This window comes from Segatella asaccharophila, assembly GCF_054687055.1.
In genome coordinates this window covers 1-26673 of sequence record NZ_BAACAN010000033.1, presented here as the reverse complement: position 1 = coordinate 26673, position 26673 = coordinate 1, and the positions used below count along the sequence as shown (strand labels likewise).

Here is a 26673-nt window from a genome sequence, read left to right as displayed (position 1 = left end):
TCTGAAAAGGAGACTTCTTGCTTCTGATTCGCCATATCTAAAGGATTAAAGGATTTATACTGTGGCAAAGATACAAAAAATCCCTTTTCATTCCCTTTGGCGAAAGACAATCATGTACGTTTCATATGAAGAATAATAGTGTAGCTGAACGTGCCTTTAAAGACTTGATGGAAGTTGGGCTTTTCCATAAGATTTATACTTTCAACTACACGGATATAAATGATGTATCAGAGAGATTGGATGTTCAAGCACAGCCAGAAGTGTGCCATGTACATGGCTCATTAGCACCAGATGATAACATTATATTGGGGGTGGAGGGTGAGCAAATTATTCCGGAACCATATAAGTTCATGTATAAGAGCTCCAGTCGGTACTATCGCTCCAACAACCTCTATGAAGATTTGAATAGTGCTAACGAGATCGTTTTCTTCGGACATTCTATCAGCGGGATGGATTTTGTCTATTTCCGCCATTTCTTCAAAGTGCAGAGTGATGATGAGGCAAATGGATATAAACGCAAGTATATTCGTATCTTCACTTACAACAATGATTCGGCTGATGATATAAAATATAGCCTTCGCGAGAGTGGCATACAACCCAATAAATTGTATGCGCTTAATAACTTCGATGTCATTCTTTGCAAGGATATAGAGAATGGTGATAAGTTTGAGATGAATAAATACGAAGAATTCAAGAAGGATATATCCCGGATGAGTACATCCGTAATTCATACAATTGCTAATAGCTTATAAGAATTATAGAAAGATATGATACCCAAGATTATACATTATTGTTGGTTCGGCGGCAATCCGCTGCCGGAGAGCGCGAAGAAGTGCATAGCGTCATGGCACAAGTTCCTGCCTGATTATGAAATCAAGGAGTGGAACGAAAGCAACTTCAACGTGAACATCATACCCTATACGGCTGAAGCTTACAAGGCCAAGAAATACGCCTTTGTTAGCGACTATGCCAGGTTCTACATTCTGTACAAGTACGGAGGTCTGTACTTCGATACCGATGTCGAGGTGATCCGCAACATGGACGATATCATAGCCCGCGGTCCATTCATGGGGTTTGAAAAAACAAACAATAGTAATACAATTCAATTGTGGGTTAATCCAGGATTAGGATTAGGAGCTTCGATTGGAAATGATTTCTACAAGTCAATTCTAGAATATTACAGAGATATCCATTTCCATACGTCAGTAAATCTTCAATACCAAGAAACAGTTGTTTCTATAACAACAAAACTCCTAAAAGGCAAGGGACTTATAATAAATAATCAATATCAAGAAATTGATGGATTATATATATATCCATCAGATTTCTTTGACCCCATGAATGAGATAACCTTTAAGCTATCTATAACGGATAATACCCGTTCTATTCATCTCTACTCAGGATCATGGTTAGGAAAAACGGCAAAAAGGAAGATGAAGCTTAAAAGAATACTAGGCCCATACTTTACTTCTTTGATATTATGGTTAAAACGAAAAAGTATTAGAAAATGATAGAATCACTCAGTAGATTTTTAAGACTTATACGATTTAAGCTCAGGTTTCGAAACAGATTGCATTTTTTTTCGTTATGGGGTGGAGATAGTATATATTTTAGAAAGGGTTTATCAATAAATATCGGGCCCCAGGGATTATTATCCATGGGTAAACATGTTTTTTTTAACAATTATTGTTCTATAACATGTTTACATAGGGTTTCTATTGGGAATGACTGTATATTCGGTGAGAATGTCAGAATTTACGATCATAATCATAAGCATGAAATTAATGGGATTCCGTATTACAAGCAGGGGTTTACGATTGGTGAGATTGCAATTGGCAATAATTGTTGGTTAGGATCAAATGTTGTTGTTTTAAAAGGAGTAAAAATTGGAGATAACTGTGTTATTGGTGCTAATACAATTGTCTATAAAAGTATTCCTGAGAATAGTATTGTAGTAAATAGACAAGATCTGTTAATTATCAAGAAAAAATAAATAATAATGATTTATATTATTCTCGTAGTATTGCTTGCTGCTGGATATTTTTTCCTGCAAAGTAAATATAAACTCTTCTGTTTATATGCTTTTATATTGATAACAATTGTTAGTGGATTTAGAGATATCAATGTGGGATTTGATACTTCTGGAAGCTATTTTAGGGGATATTTATTTCAGAATGCTTTAGGTATTAACGATATAATTGAGAATGAACAAGTGGGAGGATTTGAGAAAGGATTCACCATACTTGAATATATAGTTGCTCATTTTGTTGGTACAAGTTTGTATGGATATTCTATTTTTATTTTTATTACATCTTTTATAACCTGCTTTTTCTTTACATTAGCTATATATAGAAGTAAAGTTAATCCTCTTATGGGATTTATCATGTATATAGCTTTTGATCTTTTTTCTTTCAGTATGAGTGCAATTAGACAGAGCTTGGCTATGTCATTAGTCCTTTTTGGATTTACATTATTGAGAGAAAAAAAATATGTTTATTATATTCTTATTAATTTATTAGCGGGTACAATGCATCAAAGTGCTTTCATATGTTTAGCCTTGCCGATACTTTTGAATATTAAGCTATCAATAAAGAATCAAGTTATTTTATTATTAGTTTTAATTGCAATTATTTCTGTAACATCAACAATTCTAACACCAATTATAGATACATACTTTGCAGAGAAGGAATATGATGCATTTACTGAAAAATCAGGTACATCATATTTAGCATTATTTTATTTTTGCTTTTGTGCTTTAAATATTATAGAAAGGATTTTTGATTATAGGAATGGAATAAAAGATAAAAATTATATATTTTTTTGGTTATTTATTATACAAGCTTTTGTAGGAAGTTTCATAACAATCAATGCACTTATTTTTAGAATTAATCTGTATTTTCTCATAATTACGGTCTGCTTTTACATTCCATATATTCTTCAAAACAGAAAGAAAGCTACAATTATTAAGCTTACGTATATAGTAATAAGCATTGCATATTTTGGTTATTATGTTATATATAAAGACGACTGTGGTATCTTTCCGTATAAATCGATTTTATCAATATTTAATTAGATGAACATCCTATTTTTTCAAAACTTAGAGAATCCTATTCACGGTGGTGTTCCCAGAGTAACGAGTATTACCTCAGAACAATTAGAAAGAGAGGGCTATCATTGCTTTTATTGTAATTATTGGCAAGAAGATTCTCCCTTTTATATTACCCAAAAAAGGATAGACCTTTGTAAAGGTGACAATTTTGTTAGCTTCTGTGAAAGAAACAAAATTGATTATATCATAAATCAGACATCGAGAAGCAGGAAACATTTTAATCTTTTTAGGGAATATAAGACTACCCATCCCTCATGTAAAGTCATTTCTGTTTTGCATATGAATCCAGATTATTGTAATATGGATTATAATGTTGAGGTTCCTGATTTTCGTCCTTTATATCTAAAAATATTTCTGAAATACCAGATAGCTAAATGGTTATATAGAATTTATAACAAGCGTAAGAGGTCATTGAAATTTGTGATTGACAATAGTGATAAAATGATAGTTCTATCTAAATCATATATACAAGATCTTCTCAACCTCTATGACAATCATATAGATAGTTCAAAAATATGTGCTATTGCTAACCCATTAACCTTTGGAAATAATATCTCGGTTTCTGAGCTTCCAAACAAAAGAAAAATCATTTTGATGTCTTCAAGACTTGTCGAAGGACAAAAAAGAATTTTTCAAGCCTTAATGATTTGGAAGGAACTATGTGATATTGGTAAAACGCAAGACTGGATATTAAAAATAATTGGTGACGGTCCTCACAAGAGGGCTTATGAAAGATACTGTATCGAAAATAATTTGAGAAACGTCAAATTTTATGGAAATCAAAAGAATGTACTTGATTTCTATAAGGAGTCTTCCATATTTATAATGACGTCAATTTGTGAAGGATTTCCCATGTCACTTACGGAGGCTATTCAAAATGGATGCGTTCCGATTGTATTCGATAGTTTCCATGCTTTGCATGATATTGTTAAAAATGGATACAATGGATATTGTATAGCATACAACGATAGAAAGACATTTGCTGAGAAGCTCTATAAGTTAATGATTGACAAACAATTAAGATTATCAATGGCAGAAAATGGATTGCATTATATTGATATTTTCAAACCTGAAGGAATCGTAAAGAAATGGATAAATATCCTAAAATGAAAATTTTATATATTACCGTTCGAGCTGATTTTGGTGGCGGCCCACGTCATGTAGCACAGCTGATTAATAGGTTAGAAGATAAATATGAACTTTATGTAGCCTGTCCCATTGGTGAGCCATACGGAACTGCATGGAGGCATAATGATAAAATTAGAGTCGTAGATATACCATATCGGAAGTTTACTTTTTCGGCGTTATGGAAACTTAGAAACTTAGTGAAGAAAGAGGGCATACGAATAATACATTCGCATGGCAATGGTGCTGGAATGTATTCAAGGTTGCTAAAGATACTTTGTCCTAAAGTTAAGGTTATCCATACATACCATGGAATATCAGATACATACGCTTCAGGAATGAAAGCTACGGCATCTATTATCATCGGGCGATTGTTGTCTCCTTTTGCCGATAGATATATTTGTGTGTCAAATGGTGAAAAGAAAATGGCAATTGAACGTCATTTTTCATTGGATAACAATACATTAGTAATTTACAATGGAATAGATGACCCCATTCATGCAGTTAGGGCTTCCCATAAACGGCCTTGTAATTTTGTCACCTTGTCTCGTTTTGACTATCAAAAGAATATGGATGAGATGTATCGAATAGCCAAGGCCTTTAAGGATGATGATCGAATTACATTTACCTGGGTCGGTGACGGAGAAGATAGGGAAAAATTGGAACGTGATGCAGAAAATGAGAGAGTTAAAGTGACATTTACAGGCTTTACACGAACCCCATCCAAATATTTGGAGATGGCTGATTGGTATATCTCTACTTCACGATTTGAGGGATTGCCTTATGGTCTTATTGAGGCTGCTTCGGTTGGATTACCTATAATAGCAAGCAATGTCAAGGGAAACAACGAAGTTGTAAGCGATAAATACAATGGATTCATTTTCCAGACAGAAGATGAAGCGATAGAAAAAATCAAGGATATTCTTGACAATAAATATGATTATCAAAGATTATCTCAGCATTCGATTAGTTTCTTCCGTGATAATTTTACAGAAGACAAGATGATAGAAAAGTTGTGCGAATTATATAAAAGTGTAACCAATGATTAGTGACGTTGACAGCAAGGTTATTAGTGTTCTTAGACTGCCACTTATTATAGGAGTAGTCCTCATTCACGCCTCTCTTGATGGGGGGGGGATTCTTGAAATATTGTTAGGAGAAGGTTATGGACGCATAGCGGTTCCAATGTTCCTGTTAATCTCGGGCTATTTGTTTTTCCCTTCAAGGGACATAGCATTTAGCAAGAACTTCTATATCTCTAAAATAAAAAAGAGAGCAAAATCCTTACTTGTACCTTATCTGCTATGGAATCTTATTGCGTATTTACTATATGCCATCAATAATGGTTTTAATATTGTCGATTTCTTTAAATCATTTTGGGTTATTGACCTCCCTGGACGAACAGGATCGAGCCCTATGGATGGTCCATTATGGTATGTTCGGAATTTGATGATATTAATGATAGCCTCACCTATGATTTATTATCTTTGTAGACATAAGGTAGTAATCATTCTATTGTTGCTTCTATGGCTTATAGGAATAAAGCCGTTCGATAAAGGAATATTTATCGCATTGACATTTTTTGCAACTGGTGGATGGTTAAGGTTCAAAGGTTACAGTTCAAGCAAACTGAAAGGATATTGGTTCTATGTAATTTTTATTGTTATTCTTTTTGCACTACCATTTTTGGGTCATCAGCTTGCATTCGGTTATGCGCAAAGATTAATGATACTAACAGGAATGCTGTCGTTGATTTCTATAGCAAAGCTGATGCCTAATTCAGATAATAGCTTATATATGACGTTGGCTTCAGCAACTTTCTTTATTTATTGCTGCCATGATATTTTGCTAACATATCTGAAGCCAATGATTATACAAGTTAGTACATCATGGTGGTCATATCTATTATTAACGGTTACAGATATAGTGTGTTGTCTGTTACTCTATTATGGTTTAAACATAGTTTTTCCAAAATATAGTAGATTATTAACCGGAGGAAGATAAGTGAATTCTCTCAAAATAATATTCGTCCTGTTAAGCATCGCCTTCACGTCTTTGGGAATCGCACAGACGGTGAGGCCGATATTTAAAGGTTCCAGCAGATTGGTTGATCCTTATGGTATGTGTGCCCATTTCACTTTTACCGATAAGAAGGCAGACAACACTACGTTAGAAGAACAGTCGGCAATGCTGCGAAATCTTGAGTGTAATATAGTTAGGAGTGACTTGACCTGCAATATGGTTAATAATTCCAATACGGCTATATTAGACAGGACATTGAAAGTACTTGGTAATTGTAAGCTTGGTTTTCTGGGAATTGCAACAGATCCACGTTTTTTTCAGAGCAGATGGGATGAAAACGACCAGTTTAGCTCATTGCTAAGTACGTTGCGGAAACATTATATAATGAACTTGTCATACTTGGAACTTCAGAATGAAGTTAATTACAGCAAGGTACCATCATTAGGGCGCCATTATACTGATGACCTAAAGGCGTTATATGGTCTAAAAAAAACACGATCCAAACTTAACATTCTATTTTCCGGAATTGGTGATACTCATTACGAGGTATTGGACTCGATAATGAAATATGGTGCCAATAGGTATTTTGATATCATGAACTTCCATACTTACCGATCGCCAGAAGATATACCTTCTTTCATGAATATCATTAAGGCCAACATGGATAAATATCATTGGAATAAGCCGATATGGATGACGGAGTGTGGAATGCACACAGCGAAATATAATATAGATGATACAAATTACGCATTTTTCACAAAAGTAGTTCCTCGTTCCCTTAGTAAGTGTGGTATATCGTTGCAGCATCTTACAGTTGGAGTGATAAATGATGTACCCCATGCTTATTGTTCACTTGAAGAAAATGAGATTAACGAATATATCATCAAGCAAGGGTGGAAGTGTGCTTATTTGTCGCTAGACCAGTTAAAAAGTACTTCTCCCAAGGATGTGCCTGTTCTGATCTTGGCGCAAACCGAGTCATTCTACTCAGAATACTTTCCGTCATTGTTAGAGTACGTAAAGAAAGGAGGAACTATCGTTCTGCCATACGGTGCTCCTTTTTACTATGACTCCACAATAAATAAAGCTGTTGGCAAAGCCTATGCAAATCAATTACACATAGGTCAATTATTCTATTGGGATGGCGATGCGAAGCGATTAAAAGCTCCTCAAAATCCTACTTACTATAGAGCTAACGAAAATTTTGGAATCCAATATTCATTCTATAAGCCAGGAAATGGGATGACACCTCGATATCTGACAGAAGCTCTATTACAAGGTAAGGACAAGATGACTCCAATATCTTTTGCCGGTGATAGTAATTACAGAGGTGCTACAGCAGCGTTGTATCAATTGAATAGTGACCTTAGGGGCAATATTATCATACAAACAAGAATGGGAACTCTGCGACTTGTTAATTTGGAGGATGAACAAGCTCGACGAGTTGCGAGAATACATCTTATAGCTTTTGCTTACGGAGTAGATAAGGTTTTCTGGTATAAGTTTCGTTCAAATGAACTTGATCCATATTACAGTGAAGACAACTTTGGAATGGTTCATGCAGACCTTAGTCCCAAGCCTGCTTACTATGCTTATAAGACTCTGATACGGATGTTGCCGAATGGTTCGATAAGGCCTGTACTAAGTATAAATGACGGTATTTATAAAGCAGAATGGAAGAGACCAGATGGCAGACGTGTCTCGGCGTATTGGTGTAAAGATGGATTTTCTTATTACCAAATAGTAGCTAACCCGTATGATTTTTATGATTATATGGGTAACAGTTTATCGCTTACTGACGGAAGAATAAAAGTTTCTTCAGGAGTTGTTTATGCGGTTGAGAAATACTGATTTTTTACTTTTTTCTATAATTGCATTTTTATGACTTCGTAGCAATGATGACATGACATCCCGAGTAAAAGTGTCATGACTTAATAAAAGTGATACTAGCAAAAACTAAATAGCATTATAAGATGAACAACGAATAATTATGAAGGTAGCAATCGTACAAGAATGGCTCGTCTCTGTAGGAGGGTCAGATAAAGTAGTCAAAGCTATACTAGATGTATTTCCCGAAGCGGACATATACACCCTTGTGGCCAAGAAAGAGGTTTGTGATGAATTAGGCATTCCATGGGAGAAAGTGCACACTTCATTTATCCAACACATGCCATTGGGAACAAAGAAGCACAGAGCTTATCTGCCATTGTTCCCCTTTGCAATAGAGCAGTTCGATCTGCGTGGATATGACGTGGTCATTTCTTCATCTCATTGTGTGGCGCATGGTGTTTTGACAAAGGCGGACCAACTACACATCTGTTATTGTCACAGTCCTATCAGGTATTGCTGGGACATGTACAACGAATACCTTGAAGAGTCTCACCTTGACAAAGGACTGAAAAGTTGGATTGTTAGGCTCTTACTTCATCCAATAAGACAGTTTGATGCTGTTAGTGGCAGCCGTCCGGATTATTACATCAGCAATTCTGACTATGTAGGCCAGCGCATAAGAAAAACCTATAGGCGTGAGGCAACGACTATTCATCCTAATATAGATGTCGACCGATTCCAACTCTGCGAGCATAAAGAGAATTTCTACCTTGCAAGCAGTCGATTGGTCGCTTACAAGAAGATGGATATGATAGTTGATGCATTCAACCGAATGCCGGATAAGAAGCTGGTAGTGATCGGTGGAGGTCCACAGTTGAAAATGCTAAGGGAAAAGGCAAAAGACAATGTCACTATTATGGGATTCCAACCATTTGAAGTGCTCAAGGAGAAAATGCAAAAAGCTAAAGCTTTTGTCTTTGCCGCTGATGAAGATTTCGGCATGGTGCCTATAGAGGCCCAGGCATGTGGCACACCTGTTATTGCATACGGAAAGGGTGGCTCTCTTGAAACCGTAAAGGAAAACGAGACAGGTATCTTCTTTCATGAGCAAACAGCCGACGCTTTGATTGATGCAGTCAATCATTTTGAAGAGTTAAGTGACAAGCCCTTTGATTACAAAAAGGTTCGGGCTTGGGCAGAAGGATTCTCTGAAGAACGCTTTAAAAGAGAAATCAAGGAGTTTGTAGAAGAGAAGTATGCTGACTTTAAGAAGAACGGAGTAAATATTCACTAATAAGAAGATTGTTACAATGAACTATATTATTACTGGCGGTACCGGCTTTATTGGTACACATCTTACGAAGTTGATTCATCAGCTTCATCCAGAGGCAAACATCTACAACCTTGACATCGTCAAGCCGGGAACTCCATTGCCTTTACCGGGTCATGCAGAATATCATAAGGCTTTGAAGGTTGGAGAGACTCTGCCTTCCATATATATAGAATATGATGTGAGGAAGCCGATTGAGAACTTACCATTTACTCCTACATCTGATGACATCATCTTCAACTTTGCAGCAGTTCACCGCACACCGGGCTATCCCGATCATGAGTATTTCGAAACGAATATTCTCGGGGCTGAAAATGTGACAGCGTTTGCTGAGAAGTATGGTATCAAACGAATAGTCTTTACGTCTTCAATAGCTCCATATGGCGCTGCAGAGGATGAGAAGTTTGAGACTACATTGCCAACGCCTAATACTGCATACGGAATATCAAAGCTTGTTGCTGAGAAGATCCACATGATATGGCAAGCGAAAGATGCTGCTAATCGTCAACTCACCATCTGCCGCCCGGGAGTCGTTTTCGGTAAAGGCGAGAATGGTAACTTCACACGTCTTTACTGGGCTATAAGAGGTCATAAGATGGCATATCCTGGTCGTAAAGATACCATCAAGGCTTGTATCTATGTAAAAGAACTCGTAAGATTCATGATGTATCGCGTAGAGGAGCATCCTCATGGCGTAGAACTCTATAACTGCTGTTACGAACCTGCTTACACAATTCAGCATATCTGTGAGGCCATGAAACAGGTGACGGGATTGAAAACTTGGATTCCTGACATTCCTAATTGGCTTATCATGCCAACAGCAGCAGTAATTGGCGCATTGGGTGCACCGATGGGTATTTGCCCTGCACGAGTCAGAAAACTTCAGATTTCTACAAATATCTGTGGAAAGAAATTAAAGGAATCTGATTATCAATTTAAATGGACTTTTGAAGGAGCTATTAATGATTGGTTCATTGATAATGATAAAATGTATCTACAATAGAGATTTAATTAACGTCAGTAGATGCAAGGTAAAATATTTTTGTTTTTAGTCATCATTTTGTGGCCTATTCACATTTTTGCTCAAGCTTTTGGCTATAAAGTAGAGGCACAGAGTTCGGTGTCGAACCGGACGACTCCGTTATGGCTGAACGCAAACCACTACGGGCTGTCTTCGCTGGAGAAATCCAATGGGTATCTCCTGGCTGGAGTAGAGAAAAAGGATAATCTTACTGAGAATAGAAAAATAAGCTGGGGTGCTGGCTTGGAATTGGCTGCAACCTATAACTATACATCTTCGCTGATCTTGCAACAGGCATACGTGGAAGGGAAATGGTTGCATGGGGCACTGACTATTGGATCTAAGGAGTATCCGATGGAGTTGAAGAACCAGTTCTTGTCATCGGGCTCGCAAGCCCTGGGCATCAATGCCCGGCCTGTGCCTCAGGTAAGGCTCGCACTGCCGGAATACAAGAGAATATGGAAATGGCTCTATATCAAGGGGCATATCGCATACGGGATGTTTACTGATGATGCCTGGCAGAGAAAGTTCACGGATAAAAACTCGATGTACTGCCAACAGGTTCTTTATCATTCTAAAGCCGGATATCTGAGGTTCGGAAATCCGGAACAGCCACTGACCGTGGAATTGGGCCTTGAGATGGCAACGCAGTTTGGTGGCAGGAGTTATGCTACAGATGGGGCAGTAAAATGTGGCGGTCATGGGCTGAAAGATTTCTGGGATATTCTTTGGTGTGGAGGCGGTGATCCCGGAGAGGGAAAGTTTGCTAATGCTGAAGGTAACCAGGTTGGAAGCTGGGTCGGCCGAATCCGGTATGATCAACCTTCTTATTGCATCTCATTATATTGGGACCATTATTTTGAGGATCATTCCCAGATGTTCTTTGTTGATTATGACGGTTATGGTCATGGCAGCGAATGGAACGATAAAAAGAAGTGGAAGTTTTATCTTTATGATTTCAAGGATATCATGCTGGGATCGGAACTCAATCTGAAAAGAGGTACCTGGCTGAGGGATGTGGTGGCAGAATATCTGTATACCAAGTATCAGAGCGGGCCGATCTATCATGACCATGGTACGCTGGTGTCCTATCATATCGCTGGTGATGATGACTATTGCAATCACGGTATTTATTGTTCCTGGCAGCATTGGGGTCAGGTGATGGGGAATCCTCTCTATCGTTCTCCTATCTATAATGACAATGGCCAGATCCGAGTACAGAATAACCGGTTTTTTGCATGGCATCTTGGCTTTGATGGTTACCTGAATGCACGGATGAATGAAAGGGGAGAGGTACAGTCGGATAATCTGCTTTCCTACCGTGTCCTGACTACGCTTCAGAAAGGCTGGGGTACATATAAGGTACCCTATCTGCCTGTGCAGAATGATTTCAGTATGTTGTTGGAATTAAACTATACCTTTAAGCATGGGTGGAATGTCAAAGGTGCTCTCGGGCTGGATGCCGGGGGTATCTATGGGAATAACAAAGGTTTTCAGTTTTCAGTTGTAAAAGTCGGAATCCTATGAGAAAGCTATTATATTTCATTTTAGGAGTTATGGTGTTGGCGTCCTGTGACTTACATACGTATAGTAATGGGCAGTTGGACGGATATTGGCATTTGAAAGAGATAGATACGTTAAGTACAGGAGGAATCAGAAATCTCTCAAAGGTTAACAGTTTCTGGAAGATAGAAGGTCGGCTAGCAGAAGTAGGAACTATTTTTTTTCTTCACGAGCGATACAGTGATACGCTGAGGCTTTATGCTCCTTATGTTCATGACTGGCATCAGGATTCACTGTTAAAGAATACTGATCCGGTGAAGGCTTTAGGTGTCAACTCGCTGAATGAGCACTTTAAGATCCTGCATCTGAGTGGCAGCAATATGATCTTGCGCGACAGCCTGCTGCAATTGGGTTTCGAAAGGTATTGATAATAAGTGATGACTTATCATGAAAAAATGGTTTTAGTTGCTGATGGATATAGAACCGGGACAAGGTCGCTGGCTAGATCATGGAAGTGTATGAGGGGATGAAAAATTTGGCATATAGTTATGGAAATAGGCCTAAATTCAGCCAGTTAATGAATCCAAAGAGGGCAATTATATCGGATAATGCTATCGTGGATTTTTATAACTTAATTTTCGATAATCATTTTGACCAGAGTCTTGTTATTGTCGGTGTTCCTGCTAAGTCCATCACAAAGATTATTGGAGGTCGTAATTGTCTATTTCTGTTCAGCATTTTAGTTATTCCTCATATTGACAGATACTTCATTTCTGTCTAATTCTGCCTAGTTTGATTTGGTCTGTCAACCATTATCCTCTATCTATTCTTGATTAAGAAACAGGACTGAGGTTTATAATTGATCAAAAAGAACGCTTATTTCTGTTGATTGATTCTATTTACTGTAAAAAACAAAACAATTCGTTTCCCATTTCTGATTTTTTTCTTATTTTTGAACCGTGAATCTACTGAAGCACTTCACGACTGCTGTTGATTACCTTTTTGTCGTTCTTGTTTCAGTCTCTCTCGTCCGACAACCCTTCACCTAATCTGATCAGCTGCTAAGAAAAACAATAGATCTAAGAACTTCATAGTAAAGAGAACACGTACTTAGAAAAATAATTATCAAGTGCGAATGGTCATAGATTAGATCATAATAACCTTTTAAAGATATACTGGTGAAAAAATTATTAGTCTCATTATTTGTTTTATTCTGTGTTGCTGGTACAGCATCTGCTCAATATAATTCTACAATTAGCAATCCCTTTTCTGGTAGTACATTATCTTCAACCAATACAAATGTAAGCTATCAAAATGGCTATAGCAAAAAGGATGGTACATCTGTACGTGGACATTATAAGACAGAATCCAATAATACCAATTTGGATAATTTCTCGACGCAGGGGAATACGAATTTATATACGGGCAGTAAAGGTACTCGCGCACGGGATTATTCCTCGAATGCCAATAACTATGGGAGTGGTCAGCCCATCTATACAGGATCGAGAGGCGGTCAATACTATATAAATAGTAAGGGACACAAAACGTATGTACCGAAAAGATAAGGACTTAAAGAAGAGGAAGAAACTGATATAGGTTTAAATAAAAGTTCGTATTTTTACTTTAACGTTGTATTAAAATATAAAGAACATGAAGAAGGTAAACAAAAAGAACGTGAACTTTAAGTTTGCAGTTATTAATGACTCTTTCGTGAACAATGATTATACCGCAGGTTGCAGCGGCGGGAAAAGTGATTGCTGTACACGTGTTTGCACTCGTTATGCACAGCCCGCCAATACCCAGCAGTGGGGAAAATTTCTTGAAGTTAATGCAGGAGTAGTCCAGTACTAAACCGTGATAGATCCTCAAACTATATACTCTATAAATTCATCGGTAGATGTCTATAAGATTGGTGATGACCGATTGGAATTTTACTTTATCACTACTCGTAGGCGTATTACGATGAATGTTACACCTATGGTTATCTCTCTAATCAACGATATAGATGGAGAAACAACTATAGACCAAGTGTGCAGTATGGTCGGAATCGACTTTGAGGACGAGGATGTGCAGGCTTTCTTGAACTATCTCCTACAAAAGAAAATTTTATTGATACCTGCTAAGGATGAAGAGAGAAAAAAGGCTCTTTCACAAGACGATATTGATAGGTACGATCGCCAGCTGAATTACTTCAACTCCCTGTTTGAAGGCTCGGCTTACGATAGTCAAAAGAAACTTCAGAATATAAAGGTCCTTATCTTCGGAGCAGGTGCCATTGGCTCCGGAATTGCTATTCAACTTGCTATGGCCGGTGTCAGACATTTTTCACTTGTTGACAAGGATATTATATCAGAGGATTCCATCGAGAGACATTTCTATTTTCGAAAAGAGGATATAGGCAAATCCAAAGTCGAATCTTTGGCAGATGCTTTAAAGAGGATTGATAACAAAGTGGAATACAAAACTTTCCATATTATCATAGATTACGATACCAATCTTGATAAGTGGCTTGGCGATGCGGACTTTGTTATAAACACTATGGATGAACCTTATATAGGCTTTACTAGTATGAAAATAGGCCGTGAATGTTATAAGCTTAACCTCCCTCTTTATGTTGGAGGCGGTTTTGATGCACATCTAATGAGCACTGGAGAGTTGATAGTACCTAATGTCACTCCTTGCGTGGATTGCTATACATCCTATTTTACTGAATCTCTGAAAGATTGGCAACCAAAATATAATGTAGAAGCTGTAACCGATAGAGAGTATAATGACAGTATTTTCGAAGTAGGCGGACTTTCGTCTATGGCTTTATTTTCAGTAAGTTATGCGACTATAGTTATAATAAATTATCTTATTACTGGAGATGTCCTTTATTCTAAAGGCAGAGGGGAATTGTTGTTTGATAGTCTGAACATCAACTATTTGAACGTTCCTCGTAATCCGAATTGCAAAATTTGTGGTAAGAAGTGATATTTTAAAACTCCGACCGTCAGTAGCAGTAGTTGCTAATGATGACTTTACAGAATTCTTCTTGTCCGATATAAGGAAGTCGGTGACTCTGAAAATGGACAAGAATGTATCAACTATGTTGTTTTCTTTGGATGGTAAGGCATCGATTGATCAATGGATGAAATTACAAAAATTGTCTGATGATCAATATGATGATATTTCTAACCTTTTATCCTTTTTAAACCAACAACACGTTCTTATAAAGATAGATGAGGATTATCTTTCTGAATTTAAAGTCTATCCGAGAGTGTTCTCACTACTTGAGAATTACTATTCCTCACACAACGAAATAAATAATGTTTTTAAAAGGCTACGCGGAGCGAACGTGATGATAATAGGACTTGGCTCTGTCGGTACATGGGTAGCAAAATGTCTGTCTATGGATGGCGTACAGAACTTTATTCTCGTTGATGACGACAAAGTAGAGTCGAGTAATCTGCACAGGCAGTTAGGCTTTACGGAAGAATCTATAGGAAAGAAAAAGACAGATGCTTTTACTTCATATTTGAAAGGGGCAGACCCGGTTGTAAATGTTATAGGTATTAACGATAGGCTTAATGGCGGTTTTTTCAAAAGGCATGAATTTGGGAAGATAAATCTCATAATCAATTGTGCTGACAGCCCGACTGTTGATAAGACGAGCCGAATTGTTGGTGAATATGCAATGGCGAAAGGCATAGCACATTGCATTGGCGGTGGCTACAATCTGCATCAGTCACTTATCGGCCAGATTGTCATTCCTGACAAAACCGCTTGCTTAGAGTGCTTCAGAAAGAATATGGACGAGCTAAATGTTATTGATACAACAAACATCAGAAAACTGGAGAACAAGAACCGCAAGCTGGGTAGTTTTCCTCCACTGTCGTCATTGTCAGCCTCAATAACAGCTAATGAGGCATTCAAGTATCTTGCAGGTCTTCATGATTTTGTAATGACTAACACTCGTGCAGAGTTTTCTATCAATGATTTGAATTTCCATCAGCTTGAGATGTGCAGACGTGAGGATTGTAAATGGTGTGGCATTCATGGAAAATATTATCAGTTATAAAGGGATAAGAACCAATAATCTGAAGAATATTGATCTTCAGATTAAAAAAGGCAGTTTTATAGGCATAGCCGGTCCAAGCGGTTCTGGCAAGAGCTCGCTTGCCTACGGGACAATTTATGCTATAGCACAGAATGAGTGGGCTAAGGTTACTGACTCTGCTGTTGGTGAAGAGCAAAACTATCGTATAGATGGTTATGAGAATGTCATTCCGGCAATAGCCATGAAGCAGGACAATTATAATACCAACCCTCGTTCCACTATTGCTACCTTCATGCGCTTAGATCGTTCCTTCAGATTGTTATTCTCTTCTGCAAACCATGTCTCACCGTCTGTATTCTCCTTTAACAATCCGCAAAGTGCCTGTCCTTATTGCAATGGCTTAGGATATGAGACCGTAGTCGACTCAAATGAATTGGTAGACTGGGATAAATCAATCTCTGAAAAGCCCTTTGCGCTTTGGCGGAAGACATATTATTCAAAACTGCTGAAGAAGTACGCAGGTCTTCATGGCATACCATTGAATGTGCCATTGTCTCAGTTATCAAAGAGCCAGATAGATCTTCTTTTATATGGTAAGACGGAGGAGAAGTTTTCTGTAACCTATAAGAAGAGTGGTAAGACATGCACTCATAGGTTTAGATATATAGGTTACCTGGAAGATATTGACTCTTTAGAGAGAGATAGTAAACATGTATCAAGTGCCCATAGACTTGCGAATGTCAGCTATGTTAAGACATGCAGGCATTGTCAAGGTACTCGTTTCTCTGATAAGGTCCTTTCATATAAATATAGAGGGAAAAATATAGGTGAGCTCTATAGAATGGAGGTTGATGAACTGCAGCCGCTGGTTAAGAATTGGATACAAAGTGGTGTCAATGATGAGTTAAGACAACTTCTTTTCAATGTCAACGTTACACTCAAAGGCATGATCGGTAGCAACCTCGGTTATCTGTCACTAAACCGCAGCATACCTACCTTGTCTGGTGGAGAGTTACAGAGGCTCAGACTTGTGAATATCCTCAATTCACAAATAGACAATATGATGTACATCATCGATGAGCCTTCTGCACGCCTGCATGTCTCTGAATACGATGCCATACTCCATGGAATTGAGTATCTTAGGGATGAGGGTAATACCATTCTGATGATAGAGCATAATCCCTACTTCTTAAATAAGACCGACTATAATATATATATAGGACCTGGTGCAGGTGATGCAGGCGGTTGCATTATTGATACGCCTATTCGAAAAACAGAGAAAATTATTTTTCCTAGGAAGTCTGCATTCAGTGATATGCTTTCCGTAAAGAATATAACGGAAAATAATCTCAAAAATGTCAGCGTTGAATTTCCTCTTCAATGTATTACCGGATTATATGGCCCTTCTGGTTCTGGAAAGTCTACTTTGGCAATAAATATAGCCAAGGAATATCCTAAGACAGAATATATCAGTCAAAAACCGTTGCGTGGCAGTTCTATATCTACCATAGCAACATATAGTGGCATCATGGATGATATTCGACAAGTTTTTGCATCTGAGAACAAGGTTGATACTGATTACTTCAACTTCAATAAGGACTTAGGCCAATGTCCGACTTGTAAAGGCAAAGGGATGTTGACTTATGAGGTGGACTTCGGCAAAATAAAAGTGAATGTGCTTTGTGACGACTGTGGCGGAAAGCGTTATAATAAAGGAGCCTTGTCATACAAATATAAGGGAATGTCTATATATGATATTCTGGACGTGACCCTTGACCACCTGCTCGAAAATGACATCTTCTCAGACTATCCTTCTATACAAAAGCAATTAGAGTTACTTCATAAACTTGGGCTCGGTTATCTGACATTATTCCGTACTACAGACACCCTCTCTGGTGGAGAGTGCCAGCGACTGAAGCTGATGAAATTCATTGGCAAACGACTCAAGAATAAACTCTTCATCTTTGATGAACCATTGCGAGGCCTTAGTTCCCAGAATGCGATTGATATACTGTCCCTATTTAAGGACATGTCTTCACATGGAGCAACTGTCTTGTTTATAGAGCATAACATCCTCGGCTTCTCCGCTTGCGACTATGTCATCGAAATGGGCCCGGGTAAAGGCAAGTATGGCGGTAAGATAACGTTTGAAGGATCAATCTCTGATTTTGTCCATAGTGTGAACTGGAGACAGTATAAAGAGAAAATGTAAGTAGTATTATGAGCGACAATACTTTTCAAAAGAACCAGAAAGACAAGATGAGTAAATTCAAAGTGGCTAGACAAGATATTGCCAAGCACTTAAAAAACGGAACTATGTCGTTCATCATTGGTGCGGGATTCAGTAAGAACATATCCAATAAGTTCTTAGCGTGGAAAGAATTGCTTCATGACATGATGGTGGAGATGTATAAGGAAGAACGTCAAACATGGCATGCATCAGATGATGACCTTATCGGGAAGTACGGATATTTGGGAATTGCCTCTGACTATGTTAGACGTAGGGGCTATCATGAGGCAATAGACCATTATATAGAAAAAAGAACTCCTGTACTTGAAAAAGGTGATAATGGTAAAATGAGACTGGCCGAAGATGGTTATGTGATTTCTGATGAAGTAGATGTGACGACTCATCGTGAACTTCTCAGCTTGAATGCACGATATATCTACACTTTCAACTATGACAATGCACTGGAGTTTTATGAAGACCTTATCGTAACAGAGAAGGATACAAAGGAAGCAAAAATGTTAAAGAAAAGCATAGACGATTTAAGTGGTAGAATTAAAGAACTTACGATTAAGACCTCCTCATCACAAGGTATTACAAGTAATAATCAGGCTGAATATTCTGAGAGCAGTCATAATACTGTTCCTATAATAGGCTCTTCTCAAGAAGATATTAAAAGATTATCGGCTGAAAGAGCTGAAAAAGAAAATGAACTTGCAAAACTTAAAACTTCCAGTTCACAAAAATATTATGTTGTCAGAAATAGCAGGGATATAAGTAAATCAGGACAGCAGCCTTGCATCTTCAAACTTCATGGTTCTCTAAAACAAAGTCCAGACTATGGTTTTGACGAGGATACTCATCTGCAATATATTATCTGTCAAGAAGATTATGATTCTTATTCTAAGAAACATGAAGCGTTTGTAGATTTGATGCGTATCAGCCTTCTCCGTGAGGCTTTCTGTATTATCGGTTTTTCCTGTGATGATCCTAATTTCCTGTTATGGATGAACTGGGTAAAGGATATTAAGGACCGCTCCCATGATGATGAAAAGCTACCAAAGAAATACTATATCAATGTCGATGATGAAGAAGTTCCCAAGGATAAGCAGTTGATGCTTACAAATCACGGCATTGAAATTATTAACCTTTCAGAGATTTATGATGGCAAAGGTAATAAACAGAGCCGAAAACAGAGATTACTCAAATTCTTTGGTGACTTGAAAAAGTTCAAAGAATCTGATAATCTTTGGGATAATGTTAACATCAAGTACCGTGATCCTCTTAACATTTCCAATCAGGTTGTTGAATACGATAGTGACATTGTGAAACGAGAATTTGAGAGACGACTTTTATTTCCCTACCCTGTCATTACGAAAAAGGTAGACGAATACACGAGAGGTGATATTTTGCGTATGTTATCTCGATATATAGACGAGCAGCCTGATAATTCTTTGAATCTCAGGCTTGTATTGCTGGCATTGAGCGACAATAATATGCCATTCTCGCAATTTAAAATAGATGAAGGGCACTTAACGAAATTGCGACAAGAAATTAACGCTGATCCAGATCTGTTACAGAAATATTCGGACTATGAAGAGTTGACGGCCATCGCCCAAGGTAATATAGCTGATAATCCTATGGAACACGCAAGCAAAGATGTTAGGAATTATACGTTAATACTCAGAAGCCTAATGTCTTTTCACTTTGACGATGCAAGCAGCAAGTTGGAAGAATGGAAACCGATAACAGCATATGCAAAACTTGTGAAAATCTTATTAGGCAGCACATTCACCGACGTAAATATTATGGATAATAAAGTAAAAGAAATTGCTGGTGAGTTGAATACTTCAGATGACAATCAACTTGTTTATACAGCATTTGATCTGCTTCTGAGAACTAGGCCGTCTAATACATGGAGTAAAGATCCTAACCATATATACAATATATTGGTTAAGGACCAACGTGAGATCTTTGAAAGAAACCCGAGAATAATACGATGGAATGATTTTATAAGAACGCTGCATGACGATGGATTTCCTGAAAAGCAAGTAGAACCGTTGGGTAACATTGTAATAAGAATAGGGGATAATGACAGGAATGTAAAGCCTTCGATCCAGCTCATTATGATGCTCATTAAGGCTGGCCTTTTTCCATTTATGAATCAACAGAATCTTGTTAGCAAGGAATTCTGGATGAAAGTCGTTGAAATGGTCTATCGAATGTATCCTCAATATTGTATTTTAGGTACGGCTCTCTATGGAGAGATGGATATGTCTTGTCGTGTAGCACAACTGTTTACTTACACTTCTGACGGTACTCTACTAAAAGAGTTGCCCACAATATTGGTAAATATCTTAAGAGGCACTAGGTGCAAGATCTTTACTAATAACGACATGGCTTTGGCTCAACTGAGAAATTCATTGTTCATCTTTGCCCAGTATTTCATAAAGGTTGTACCATATTTTTCATGGTTAGAGACCTATAAGGAGCTCTTTGATAAGAATAATTGGGTAGAAGATGACAAAAGGCCCTTTTATAAAGAAGATCGAAATTTCGCTGAAAATGCGTTGGAGTATATTACGGACGAAGAATATTGCAACGAAATTATTAGCAAATGCCTAAATTATGATGGTGGGATAACAGACTATCAAAATCATCTCATAATTGCTGCGGGGAAAGGACTGAAGTCTCTTGATAGACAGAATCTTGGCACACTTGAAAGATGGATGAAAAGTGAAATGACTGAGGTACAGTCGTTCGTTATCTTTAATCTTCATGGTCTACTTGATAAAGAGAATTTTCAGAGATGGCTGAGAAGGCTTCCCGATAATTTGCTTAAGAATGATGTTACTTTAGAGGCGACTTGCTCTTTTGTAGAAAATCCAAATGAATATCTTGTGAAGAGACTATCTTCATTTGCAGCTCAGAGTCTTGGACTTTGGGCTAATGGTATTCGTACGGCAGATGGTAAAACGGTCAGTTTTAGTCGTGAAAGAAATCTAGATATAGATGAGATAGACGAACATGTAAACCTAACTGAAGGTGTTGTAGTAACTAGCTATAAGAAATTGAAGCTCTCTTTCAACTAAATAGAAGCCTATGCGGTGAAACCCAGCTTTGAATTAGAACTTAAACTTAACCATTGGAATAGATTAATCCGTTCAATGTCTAACTTTCTTAAACGGCATGGGGAAGTTTTGTCAAGTCAGGATGACTACATCGTTTATCGTAATAAGATAGAGTCAAAACTTAACGAATTGTGCGGTAACAGAACAATAGCCGAACGTCTCGTCTCAACTAAGGACGAAGATGTTGAGAATGCCATCATCGATTTATTCCAAGCAGTACAAATCAATGGCATCAATGATTATGCGTTTGAGTATCACATGCTCGCTAATACGATACTACAGAAGTCTACCAAGGCGTTGCAAACATGCCTCAACCATTTCTCATGGATAATTGGTGAGCATACGGATTTCTTCATTCAGCATGGATTCGCCAGAGTCGTCAAAATGATATTAGCTATGTATGCTCCTTACTTCACTGCTGCTCCATGCGAGGAATGGACGCTTGAAGCAGAGAAAGACCAAGTAGAACAGAATATGCTCAGGCTTTGTGACTGGCTGAAGAAGCAAGGCGAGGATATTGGAGATTGGAAAGAATATGAGCAGGTGTATATTACTTGTTAGCACCTTAATGCTTAAAAAGCATACTATTTTGCAAATAGTTAAGCGAGATCTGTGGGCAAAGCAAATACTTGTAAGTATCCCCCATAGGCATTTTACATAAACCTTTAATAAATGATATTTTTGTGCTCACATCTAAAAACAAGGATAAAACAGATTTTAAAAAACAGTTCTTCCTCTATAAGACGGAAGGGGGAATATGTCGATCGAGGCATCTTATGTGAACAACGATTCAGTCACTGGTTATTCGTTAAATGGAACTCTAATATTTAGAAAATCCTCATATTGGTTGTAAGCGTCCAAAATAGGCATCTTGCAAGACCCCTTAATAAATGTTGCGTTGTGCTCACATTAAAAATCAAGAATTATGTTGAGTACTACAGATTTTGACAAACTGCTCTTGCTCTATAAGACAGAAGTCATGAAGATGATATTTCACCAATTGATCCACGAAGAAATATTCGATTTCTCTTCATTTAAGATACTTGGTATGAACAAATGCCCTAAGTCATATTTTAAGTTAAAAATGAGTAATATGCGATTTTTATGACTCGTAAGTGCTGATCATTGTCATTATTTTTATTACTTTTGTACTCATAAATATTATAATTAGTAATATAACAATTTATCACTATGTCTATCAAGGATAATCTTGCTGCAAACTTGCGTTTGTTGAGGTCGAAATTTGGCTATACTCAGGAGCAAATAAGCACATATCTGGGCATTACTCAGTCTGCCTATAATAAGTATGAGGCCGGGGTAAATGAAATACCTATGGACAAACTGGAGAAACTGGCTACGATCTATAATGTGGAGGAGTATGATCTCCTGACTGGAAATGTGGAGAAACTTCAGGCCGACTTGGTTTTCGCTTTCCGTAATAATGGGGCAGAGATCGACTTGAAGAAAATTGCTCCATTCCAGAAGATAGTTCAGAATTACTTGGAAATGTCACATGAACTCGAGAATTGATATCAGTTTGGTAAATGAGGCTACTCAGTTGCGTGAGGAAATGGGAGTACGTAGTACTGATCCCGTCAGCATTCATCAGATCCTGAAATATAAGGGTATACTCGGCTATTTCAAACCTCTGGGGAAGGCTCTTTCCGGTATGGCTATTAAAGTACAGGCCGGTGAAGGTAAGATGCCCAAGTGTTTTATGTTGGTCAATACAGATGATCCTTATTGCAAGCAGCGTTTTACAGCAGCTCATGAGCTGTATCATCTTCTCGTTCAAAAGGATTTCCATTATTCATACGACAAAGATATTTATGGAAGCAAAGACAAGGAAGAAATCTATGCCAATTATTTTGCTACCTATCTGCTCCTTCCTGAAGTTGGTGTCAGACAAATGATACCGATTGGAGAGCAGAAAAAGGATAGGATTACAATAGCTACACTCTTGAAAGTGGAGCATAATTTTCGTTGTTCACGATTGTCTCTTCTTTATCGTTTGCATTATCTGGGACTTATTACAGAGAAGTTTATTGGCTCGCACAAAAATCAAGTTCAGGCAGATGCATTGGAATATGGCTATGATACAAGTCTTTATTTGCCTAACCATAGATCAGAATTGGTGGGAGACTACAATATCAAGGCGCGAGAATTGTATGATAAAGGTATAATTTCTCAGGCAAAGTATTATACTTATCTGCGTGATATGGATATTAATCTTATGGGGGAAAAGGATGCAGAAAAAGGTCATATTGGTTGATTCTGACGTCATCTCTCATTTTATGGCTGCCAATAAAATTGATGACTTGCCGAGGATATTAGCTCCTCATCATCTGTTGATAGTGGATCAAGTCTACAGGGAATCCTCGTACCATCCGTTTTTCGAAGACCGGAAAGAAGAACTGGATAATTGGATAAGAAGATGTCATATTATGAGAATCCCATTTCCAGACGGTAATCAGGACATTCGTGTGGAATACTATAAGATAAAGAAAGAAAACCCACGTTTTGGCGCCGGAGAGCGGGCATGCATGGCTATAGCTAAATATGGAAAGCAGGTTATAGCAAGCAGCAATTTCCGTGACGTGGCTGATTATTGTAATGCTAACGGTATTGAGTATATTGGTCTTATGGATATACTGAAAATTGCTACTAGAAAGGAAATCTATACAATTGAGGTTTGTAATCGATTTATTTATGATATTAAGATTATCAATGATGCTAAACTCCCAGTCTATGACATTACAAAATATATACCGGACAGAAACCTGGATGAATATTGATGTAATTCTAATTTTTCAATGGTAAGAGTATTAACCGTTGAACCATTACAAATAATAGAAATGTGATTACGCTGAAGGGTATTGATCCAAGAATGATAGCAAACAACCTGGAGTCATCGAACCTGATACATCCGGGTGAAATGATTAAGGATGAAATAGAAAGTCGTGGAATGACACAGAAAAGACTTGCTGATATGACGGGTATTTCTATGTCTGCTCTTAATGAAATGCTTAACGGCAGGCCGTTCTGTGACTATTGAGTATGCCCTCCTTCTGGAGGCTGCGCTCGGAATAGATGCTGACATCTGGATTGGCTTGCAGGCGGATTATGACAAACAGGAGGCCCGTTATGATAAATCCTTCCTCAAGGGTTGGGAAAACATAAGGAAAAGTACTGCGGTGTTGTAGATGGGAAAGGATATTAATGTCATTCAAATGCGGTCTTTTTCTTTCTATTCAGCAAGGATATTATTGATTTTTTAGGTTGAGGGTTACAGAGACTAAGGGATGTCCTGCTGTATTGAATATCAGTTTTTCAAGTTGGGCTTGTAAATAAAACGTGAAAATATAGCGTATTTAAAATAAAAGCATTATATTTGCTACAAATTATAGGGTTATGACTGTTAAGAAATATTACATAAATAAAGATGACGGCCTGATCAGGGTAAAGGATAGTGATGGCAGTACCGTTTATTCTTCGACCAGACATTCTATTGTAAAAGTTGACAAGCATCCTTATCTTGCTGGATTTTCCAAGCTTGTTGATTTCGGCAGTTCTTACCGTGAGCTTTTGAAGGAAGTTCAACGGTCTCCATCTCAGTCAATACGGAAATATTGGGAAAATGTCGGTACCTATACTTTGGATATAATTGCTGACAACAATAGATAAGAGAACTTATGGATAAGTCTTCGAAGAGGAAAGACGAGATTAAGGAAAACGGAAACATTCCAAAGGAGTTACTTGACCTTCTTAAGGACCTTCCGGAAGAGCAACGTGGAGAAGTTACTCAAAAACTCATTGTAACCAGTCAACATTTAACGGCTTTTCATGGTCCATTGCCTCCTCCAGAGGTGCTTAAGGAGTATCAGTCCATATTACCGGGTTCTCCTGACAGATTTCTGAAACTGGTTGAGAATGAACAAGAGCACACTCATTCCAGCGAAAAATGATCATAAAAAATCAGGTATGGCAAAATTGGGCAGGACTCCTTATTGGTGCAATCCTTGTAGCTTTTTTCTTTTTGGGAGCTTATAAACTTGCAGTCGCAGGGCACGATACCGTATCAGGTATTATTTTTTCTGTAACAATTATATCTATAGCTACAATTTTTGTTCTACATAAACGTTCCGACAGTTCTAGGAAAAAAGAAACTGAAGAACAGAATTTGCCGAAAGAGTAATAACTATTTTAGAACAAGTTCAAAAGCTCTTTTATATCTTCTTCAGAAAGTCTAATGAAGGCTACCTAGACTTTATCAGAAGATTATCCGGCCAATTAGTCAACCCATTCCAATCTTTTCAATTCTGTCCTTAACTTAAAGTCAGGAGCACTTGGAGTACCTTGCTGATGCAACATGTACATCAATTGGGTACATGTTGCTTTTCGGAAGACATTGGGAGATGAGCGAAATCCGGCAAGAGGGAACGAATAACAGAATCAGGAAAATGACATACGAAGAAATTTGGCGGAAGATAAAGGGTATGTCACAGAAACAGCGGAGTATGCTTGCGTATGAAATGACATTGAAGGGTTTCAATGTCGGATATATCCATCCGCATTATTACTTTGACGCCAGGTCTGTTCATGACATTTTGTTCTATCCGCCCCATGGGCAGCATGAGATTGAGTACTCCGACGGCAAATATTATGATGCGTTGAAGGAAATCATGGAGAATGATAAGGAGATACATATCCAATTTAAACGATATTCGTGGCTCCCTCGCCTCATCAATGACTGGTGGGAGGGGAAAGTGATCAGGTCATATATCTGCTCACGGTTCAACTGCGGGTATGTCAATGCATGGTACCGTATCCTACCCGGCGACAGTCTGGCCGGAGAACGTCCGCGCTCGCTGTTTATCATGAAGAAGGATGGCAGCGAGGCGGTATACAGGATGACGGCTGCGCAGGGAAAGGACATGACTTTTACTTGTTCCTGCTAAAGGCGTCATCGAACCTCTTCCTCTACAATACAAGACGAAAGACAGGAATAGGTCAATCCGGACATTTTGTGTAAACAATGGCATCTATTGCGAATGAAGGTTGCCGTAACTTCAAGATATTCAAAGCTGTACCATGTGCAAAATTACAAAATAACCGGTGGATTGTTCGCCAGTCTGCTAAAGGATGTCTGATCTTGTGCCGGACCCGGAATCGGGACTTGTATCTTAGTTGAATGGAAAAACGTTATAAGTTAGTTTAGTTAACCGCCTTCAAATCTGACAACGCTTCTCTGGGATAGTCACGTTATTCTATGAAAGGGGTTTTCTGATATCTGAAAAATGAAATGTATTTGAATTTTCAAGAGAAAATGTGACTTT

The 26673-nt window shown here is 37.9% G+C and carries 26 protein-coding genes and 1 pseudogene; all 27 read left to right on the top strand.

Features of this window, described 5'->3' with window-relative positions:
- Positions 1-125 precede the first annotated feature (125 nt).
- The 27 genes and pseudogenes from ACYRYG_RS12565 (at position 126) to ACYRYG_RS12435 (ending at position 26295) form a co-directional block, all read left to right on the top strand.
- Positions 126-752 carry an AbiH family protein gene (locus ACYRYG_RS12565; RefSeq protein ID WP_460198377.1) on the top strand — a complete coding sequence of 209 codons (627 nt, stop codon included), beginning with the start codon at positions 126-128 and terminating at the stop codon, positions 750-752.
- A 15-nt stretch (positions 753-767) separates the two neighbouring features.
- Positions 768-1511: a glycosyltransferase family 32 protein gene (locus ACYRYG_RS12560; RefSeq protein ID WP_460198375.1), complete on the top strand. Its 744-nt coding sequence runs from the start codon at positions 768-770 to the stop codon at positions 1509-1511.
- Positions 1512-1657: 146 nt separating this feature from the next.
- Positions 1658-1993: an acyltransferase gene (locus tag ACYRYG_RS12555; RefSeq protein WP_460198374.1), complete on the top strand. Its 336-nt coding sequence runs from the start codon at positions 1658-1660 to the stop codon at positions 1991-1993.
- Positions 1994-1999: 6 nt separating this feature from the next.
- A complete protein-coding gene (locus ACYRYG_RS12550; RefSeq protein WP_460198372.1) occupies positions 2000-3073 on the top strand; it encodes an EpsG family protein in 1074 nt (357 codons plus the stop codon).
- Entirely contained in the window at positions 3074-4219 is a 1146-nt protein-coding gene (locus ACYRYG_RS12545; protein WP_460198371.1) for a glycosyltransferase, read from the top strand.
- Positions 4198-5283 (top strand): glycosyltransferase, encoded by a 1086-nt coding sequence (locus tag ACYRYG_RS12540; RefSeq protein ID WP_460198370.1) that lies wholly within the window; start codon positions 4198-4200, stop codon positions 5281-5283. The genes ACYRYG_RS12545 and ACYRYG_RS12540 overlap by 22 nt, the downstream gene beginning before the upstream one ends.
- Positions 5276-6238, top strand: coding sequence for an acyltransferase family protein (locus ACYRYG_RS12535; protein ID WP_460198369.1), 963 nt, complete (start codon positions 5276-5278; stop codon positions 6236-6238). The genes ACYRYG_RS12540 and ACYRYG_RS12535 overlap by 8 nt, the downstream gene beginning before the upstream one ends.
- Positions 6239-6511: 273 nt before the next feature.
- Positions 6512-8107 carry a glycosyl hydrolase gene (locus ACYRYG_RS12530; RefSeq protein WP_460198368.1) on the top strand — a complete coding sequence of 532 codons (1596 nt, stop codon included), beginning with the start codon at positions 6512-6514 and terminating at the stop codon, positions 8105-8107.
- A gap of 139 nt (positions 8108-8246) precedes the next feature.
- Positions 8247-9380 carry a glycosyltransferase family 4 protein gene (locus ACYRYG_RS12525; protein WP_293432904.1) on the top strand — a complete coding sequence of 378 codons (1134 nt, stop codon included), beginning with the start codon at positions 8247-8249 and terminating at the stop codon, positions 9378-9380.
- A gap of 16 nt (positions 9381-9396) precedes the next feature.
- Positions 9397-10419 carry an NAD-dependent epimerase/dehydratase family protein gene (locus ACYRYG_RS12520; RefSeq protein ID WP_460198367.1) on the top strand — a complete coding sequence of 341 codons (1023 nt, stop codon included), beginning with the start codon at positions 9397-9399 and terminating at the stop codon, positions 10417-10419.
- Between the two features lie 21 nt (positions 10420-10440).
- The gene (locus tag ACYRYG_RS12515; RefSeq protein WP_460198366.1) at positions 10441-11964 is read left to right on the top strand and encodes a capsule assembly Wzi family protein; all 1524 of its coding nucleotides are present in this window, start codon (positions 10441-10443) and stop codon (positions 11962-11964) included.
- Positions 11961-12368 carry a lipocalin-like domain-containing protein gene (locus ACYRYG_RS12510; protein ID WP_460198365.1) on the top strand — a complete coding sequence of 136 codons (408 nt, stop codon included), beginning with the start codon at positions 11961-11963 and terminating at the stop codon, positions 12366-12368. Before ACYRYG_RS12515 ends, ACYRYG_RS12510 begins: the two co-directional genes overlap by 4 nt.
- A 750-nt stretch (positions 12369-13118) precedes the next feature.
- On the top strand, positions 13119-13505 hold the full coding sequence (locus ACYRYG_RS12505) for a hypothetical protein (protein WP_460198363.1): 387 nt from the start codon (positions 13119-13121) through the stop codon (positions 13503-13505).
- A gap of 85 nt (positions 13506-13590) precedes the next feature.
- On the top strand, positions 13591-13791 hold the full coding sequence (locus tag ACYRYG_RS12500) for a hypothetical protein (RefSeq protein WP_460198362.1): 201 nt from the start codon (positions 13591-13593) through the stop codon (positions 13789-13791).
- Positions 13792-13902: 111 nt separating this feature from the next.
- A complete protein-coding gene (locus ACYRYG_RS12495) occupies positions 13903-14913 on the top strand; it encodes a ThiF family adenylyltransferase (protein ID WP_460198360.1) in 1011 nt (336 codons plus the stop codon).
- Positions 14914-15007: 94 nt separating this feature from the next.
- Positions 15008-16000 carry a HesA/MoeB/ThiF family protein gene (locus tag ACYRYG_RS12490; RefSeq protein WP_460198359.1) on the top strand — a complete coding sequence of 331 codons (993 nt, stop codon included), beginning with the start codon at positions 15008-15010 and terminating at the stop codon, positions 15998-16000.
- Entirely contained in the window at positions 15978-18191 is a 2214-nt protein-coding gene (locus ACYRYG_RS12485) for an ATP-binding cassette domain-containing protein (protein ID WP_460198357.1), read from the top strand. The genes ACYRYG_RS12490 and ACYRYG_RS12485 overlap by 23 nt, the downstream gene beginning before the upstream one ends.
- An 8-nt stretch (positions 18192-18199) precedes the next feature.
- Complete coding sequence (locus ACYRYG_RS12480) at positions 18200-21298, top strand: SIR2 family protein (protein ID WP_460198355.1); 3099 nt, start codon at positions 18200-18202, stop codon at positions 21296-21298.
- Between the two features lie 75 nt (positions 21299-21373).
- Positions 21374-21898, top strand: coding sequence for a hypothetical protein (locus ACYRYG_RS12475; protein ID WP_460198354.1), 525 nt, complete (start codon positions 21374-21376; stop codon positions 21896-21898).
- 630 nt (positions 21899-22528) lie between these two features.
- Positions 22529-22867 carry a helix-turn-helix domain-containing protein gene (locus ACYRYG_RS12470; protein ID WP_460198353.1) on the top strand — a complete coding sequence of 113 codons (339 nt, stop codon included), beginning with the start codon at positions 22529-22531 and terminating at the stop codon, positions 22865-22867.
- The gene (locus tag ACYRYG_RS12465; protein ID WP_460198352.1) at positions 22851-23609 is read left to right on the top strand and encodes an ImmA/IrrE family metallo-endopeptidase; all 759 of its coding nucleotides are present in this window, start codon (positions 22851-22853) and stop codon (positions 23607-23609) included. The genes ACYRYG_RS12470 and ACYRYG_RS12465 overlap by 17 nt, the downstream gene beginning before the upstream one ends.
- Positions 23584-24132 carry a hypothetical protein gene (locus tag ACYRYG_RS12460; protein ID WP_460198351.1) on the top strand — a complete coding sequence of 183 codons (549 nt, stop codon included), beginning with the start codon at positions 23584-23586 and terminating at the stop codon, positions 24130-24132. Before ACYRYG_RS12465 ends, ACYRYG_RS12460 begins: the two co-directional genes overlap by 26 nt.
- A 62-nt stretch (positions 24133-24194) precedes the next feature.
- Positions 24195-24540 (top strand): annotated as a pseudogene (locus ACYRYG_RS12455) (HigA family addiction module antitoxin).
- Between the two features lie 208 nt (positions 24541-24748).
- Positions 24749-25021 (top strand): hypothetical protein, encoded by a 273-nt coding sequence (locus tag ACYRYG_RS12450; protein WP_460198350.1) that lies wholly within the window; start codon positions 24749-24751, stop codon positions 25019-25021.
- Positions 25022-25029: 8 nt separating this feature from the next.
- Positions 25030-25302, top strand: a complete 273-nt coding sequence (locus ACYRYG_RS12445) for a DUF2335 domain-containing protein (RefSeq protein ID WP_460198348.1) — start codon at positions 25030-25032, stop codon at positions 25300-25302.
- Positions 25299-25532 carry a hypothetical protein gene (locus tag ACYRYG_RS12440; RefSeq protein WP_460198347.1) on the top strand — a complete coding sequence of 78 codons (234 nt, stop codon included), beginning with the start codon at positions 25299-25301 and terminating at the stop codon, positions 25530-25532. The genes ACYRYG_RS12445 and ACYRYG_RS12440 overlap by 4 nt, the downstream gene beginning before the upstream one ends.
- Positions 25533-25797: 265 nt before the next feature.
- Entirely contained in the window at positions 25798-26295 is a 498-nt protein-coding gene (locus ACYRYG_RS12435; protein ID WP_460198346.1) for a hypothetical protein, read from the top strand.
- Positions 26296-26673 lie beyond the last annotated feature (378 nt).

Coding starts and splice junctions, on each gene's coding strand:
- ACYRYG_RS12565 (WP_460198377.1), top strand. CDS start 126: ATGAAGAATAATAGTGTAGCTGAACGTGCCTTTAAAGACTTGATGGAA.
- ACYRYG_RS12560 (WP_460198375.1), top strand. CDS start 768: ATGATACCCAAGATTATACATTATTGTTGGTTCGGCGGCAATCCGCTG.
- ACYRYG_RS12555 (WP_460198374.1), top strand. CDS start 1,658: ATGGGTAAACATGTTTTTTTTAACAATTATTGTTCTATAACATGTTTA.
- ACYRYG_RS12550 (WP_460198372.1), top strand. CDS start 2,000: ATGATTTATATTATTCTCGTAGTATTGCTTGCTGCTGGATATTTTTTC.
- ACYRYG_RS12545 (WP_460198371.1), top strand. CDS start 3,074: ATGAACATCCTATTTTTTCAAAACTTAGAGAATCCTATTCACGGTGGT.
- ACYRYG_RS12540 (WP_460198370.1), top strand. CDS start 4,198: ATGGATAAATATCCTAAAATGAAAATTTTATATATTACCGTTCGAGCT.
- ACYRYG_RS12535 (WP_460198369.1), top strand. CDS start 5,276: ATGATTAGTGACGTTGACAGCAAGGTTATTAGTGTTCTTAGACTGCCA.
- ACYRYG_RS12525 (WP_293432904.1), top strand. CDS start 8,247: ATGAAGGTAGCAATCGTACAAGAATGGCTCGTCTCTGTAGGAGGGTCA.
- ACYRYG_RS12520 (WP_460198367.1), top strand. CDS start 9,397: ATGAACTATATTATTACTGGCGGTACCGGCTTTATTGGTACACATCTT.
- ACYRYG_RS12515 (WP_460198366.1), top strand. CDS start 10,441: ATGCAAGGTAAAATATTTTTGTTTTTAGTCATCATTTTGTGGCCTATT.
- ACYRYG_RS12510 (WP_460198365.1), top strand. CDS start 11,961: ATGAGAAAGCTATTATATTTCATTTTAGGAGTTATGGTGTTGGCGTCC.
- ACYRYG_RS12500 (WP_460198362.1), top strand. CDS start 13,591: ATGAAGAAGGTAAACAAAAAGAACGTGAACTTTAAGTTTGCAGTTATT.
- ACYRYG_RS12495 (WP_460198360.1), top strand. CDS start 13,903: ATGAATGTTACACCTATGGTTATCTCTCTAATCAACGATATAGATGGA.
- ACYRYG_RS12490 (WP_460198359.1), top strand. CDS start 15,008: ATGGACAAGAATGTATCAACTATGTTGTTTTCTTTGGATGGTAAGGCA.
- ACYRYG_RS12485 (WP_460198357.1), top strand. CDS start 15,978: ATGGAAAATATTATCAGTTATAAAGGGATAAGAACCAATAATCTGAAG.
- ACYRYG_RS12480 (WP_460198355.1), top strand. CDS start 18,200: ATGAGCGACAATACTTTTCAAAAGAACCAGAAAGACAAGATGAGTAAA.
- ACYRYG_RS12475 (WP_460198354.1), top strand. CDS start 21,374: ATGTCTAACTTTCTTAAACGGCATGGGGAAGTTTTGTCAAGTCAGGAT.
- ACYRYG_RS12470 (WP_460198353.1), top strand. CDS start 22,529: ATGTCTATCAAGGATAATCTTGCTGCAAACTTGCGTTTGTTGAGGTCG.
- ACYRYG_RS12465 (WP_460198352.1), top strand. CDS start 22,851: ATGAACTCGAGAATTGATATCAGTTTGGTAAATGAGGCTACTCAGTTG.
- ACYRYG_RS12460 (WP_460198351.1), top strand. CDS start 23,584: ATGCAGAAAAAGGTCATATTGGTTGATTCTGACGTCATCTCTCATTTT.
- ACYRYG_RS12450 (WP_460198350.1), top strand. CDS start 24,749: ATGACTGTTAAGAAATATTACATAAATAAAGATGACGGCCTGATCAGG.
- ACYRYG_RS12445 (WP_460198348.1), top strand. CDS start 25,030: ATGGATAAGTCTTCGAAGAGGAAAGACGAGATTAAGGAAAACGGAAAC.
- ACYRYG_RS12440 (WP_460198347.1), top strand. CDS start 25,299: ATGATCATAAAAAATCAGGTATGGCAAAATTGGGCAGGACTCCTTATT.
- ACYRYG_RS12435 (WP_460198346.1), top strand. CDS start 25,798: ATGACATACGAAGAAATTTGGCGGAAGATAAAGGGTATGTCACAGAAA.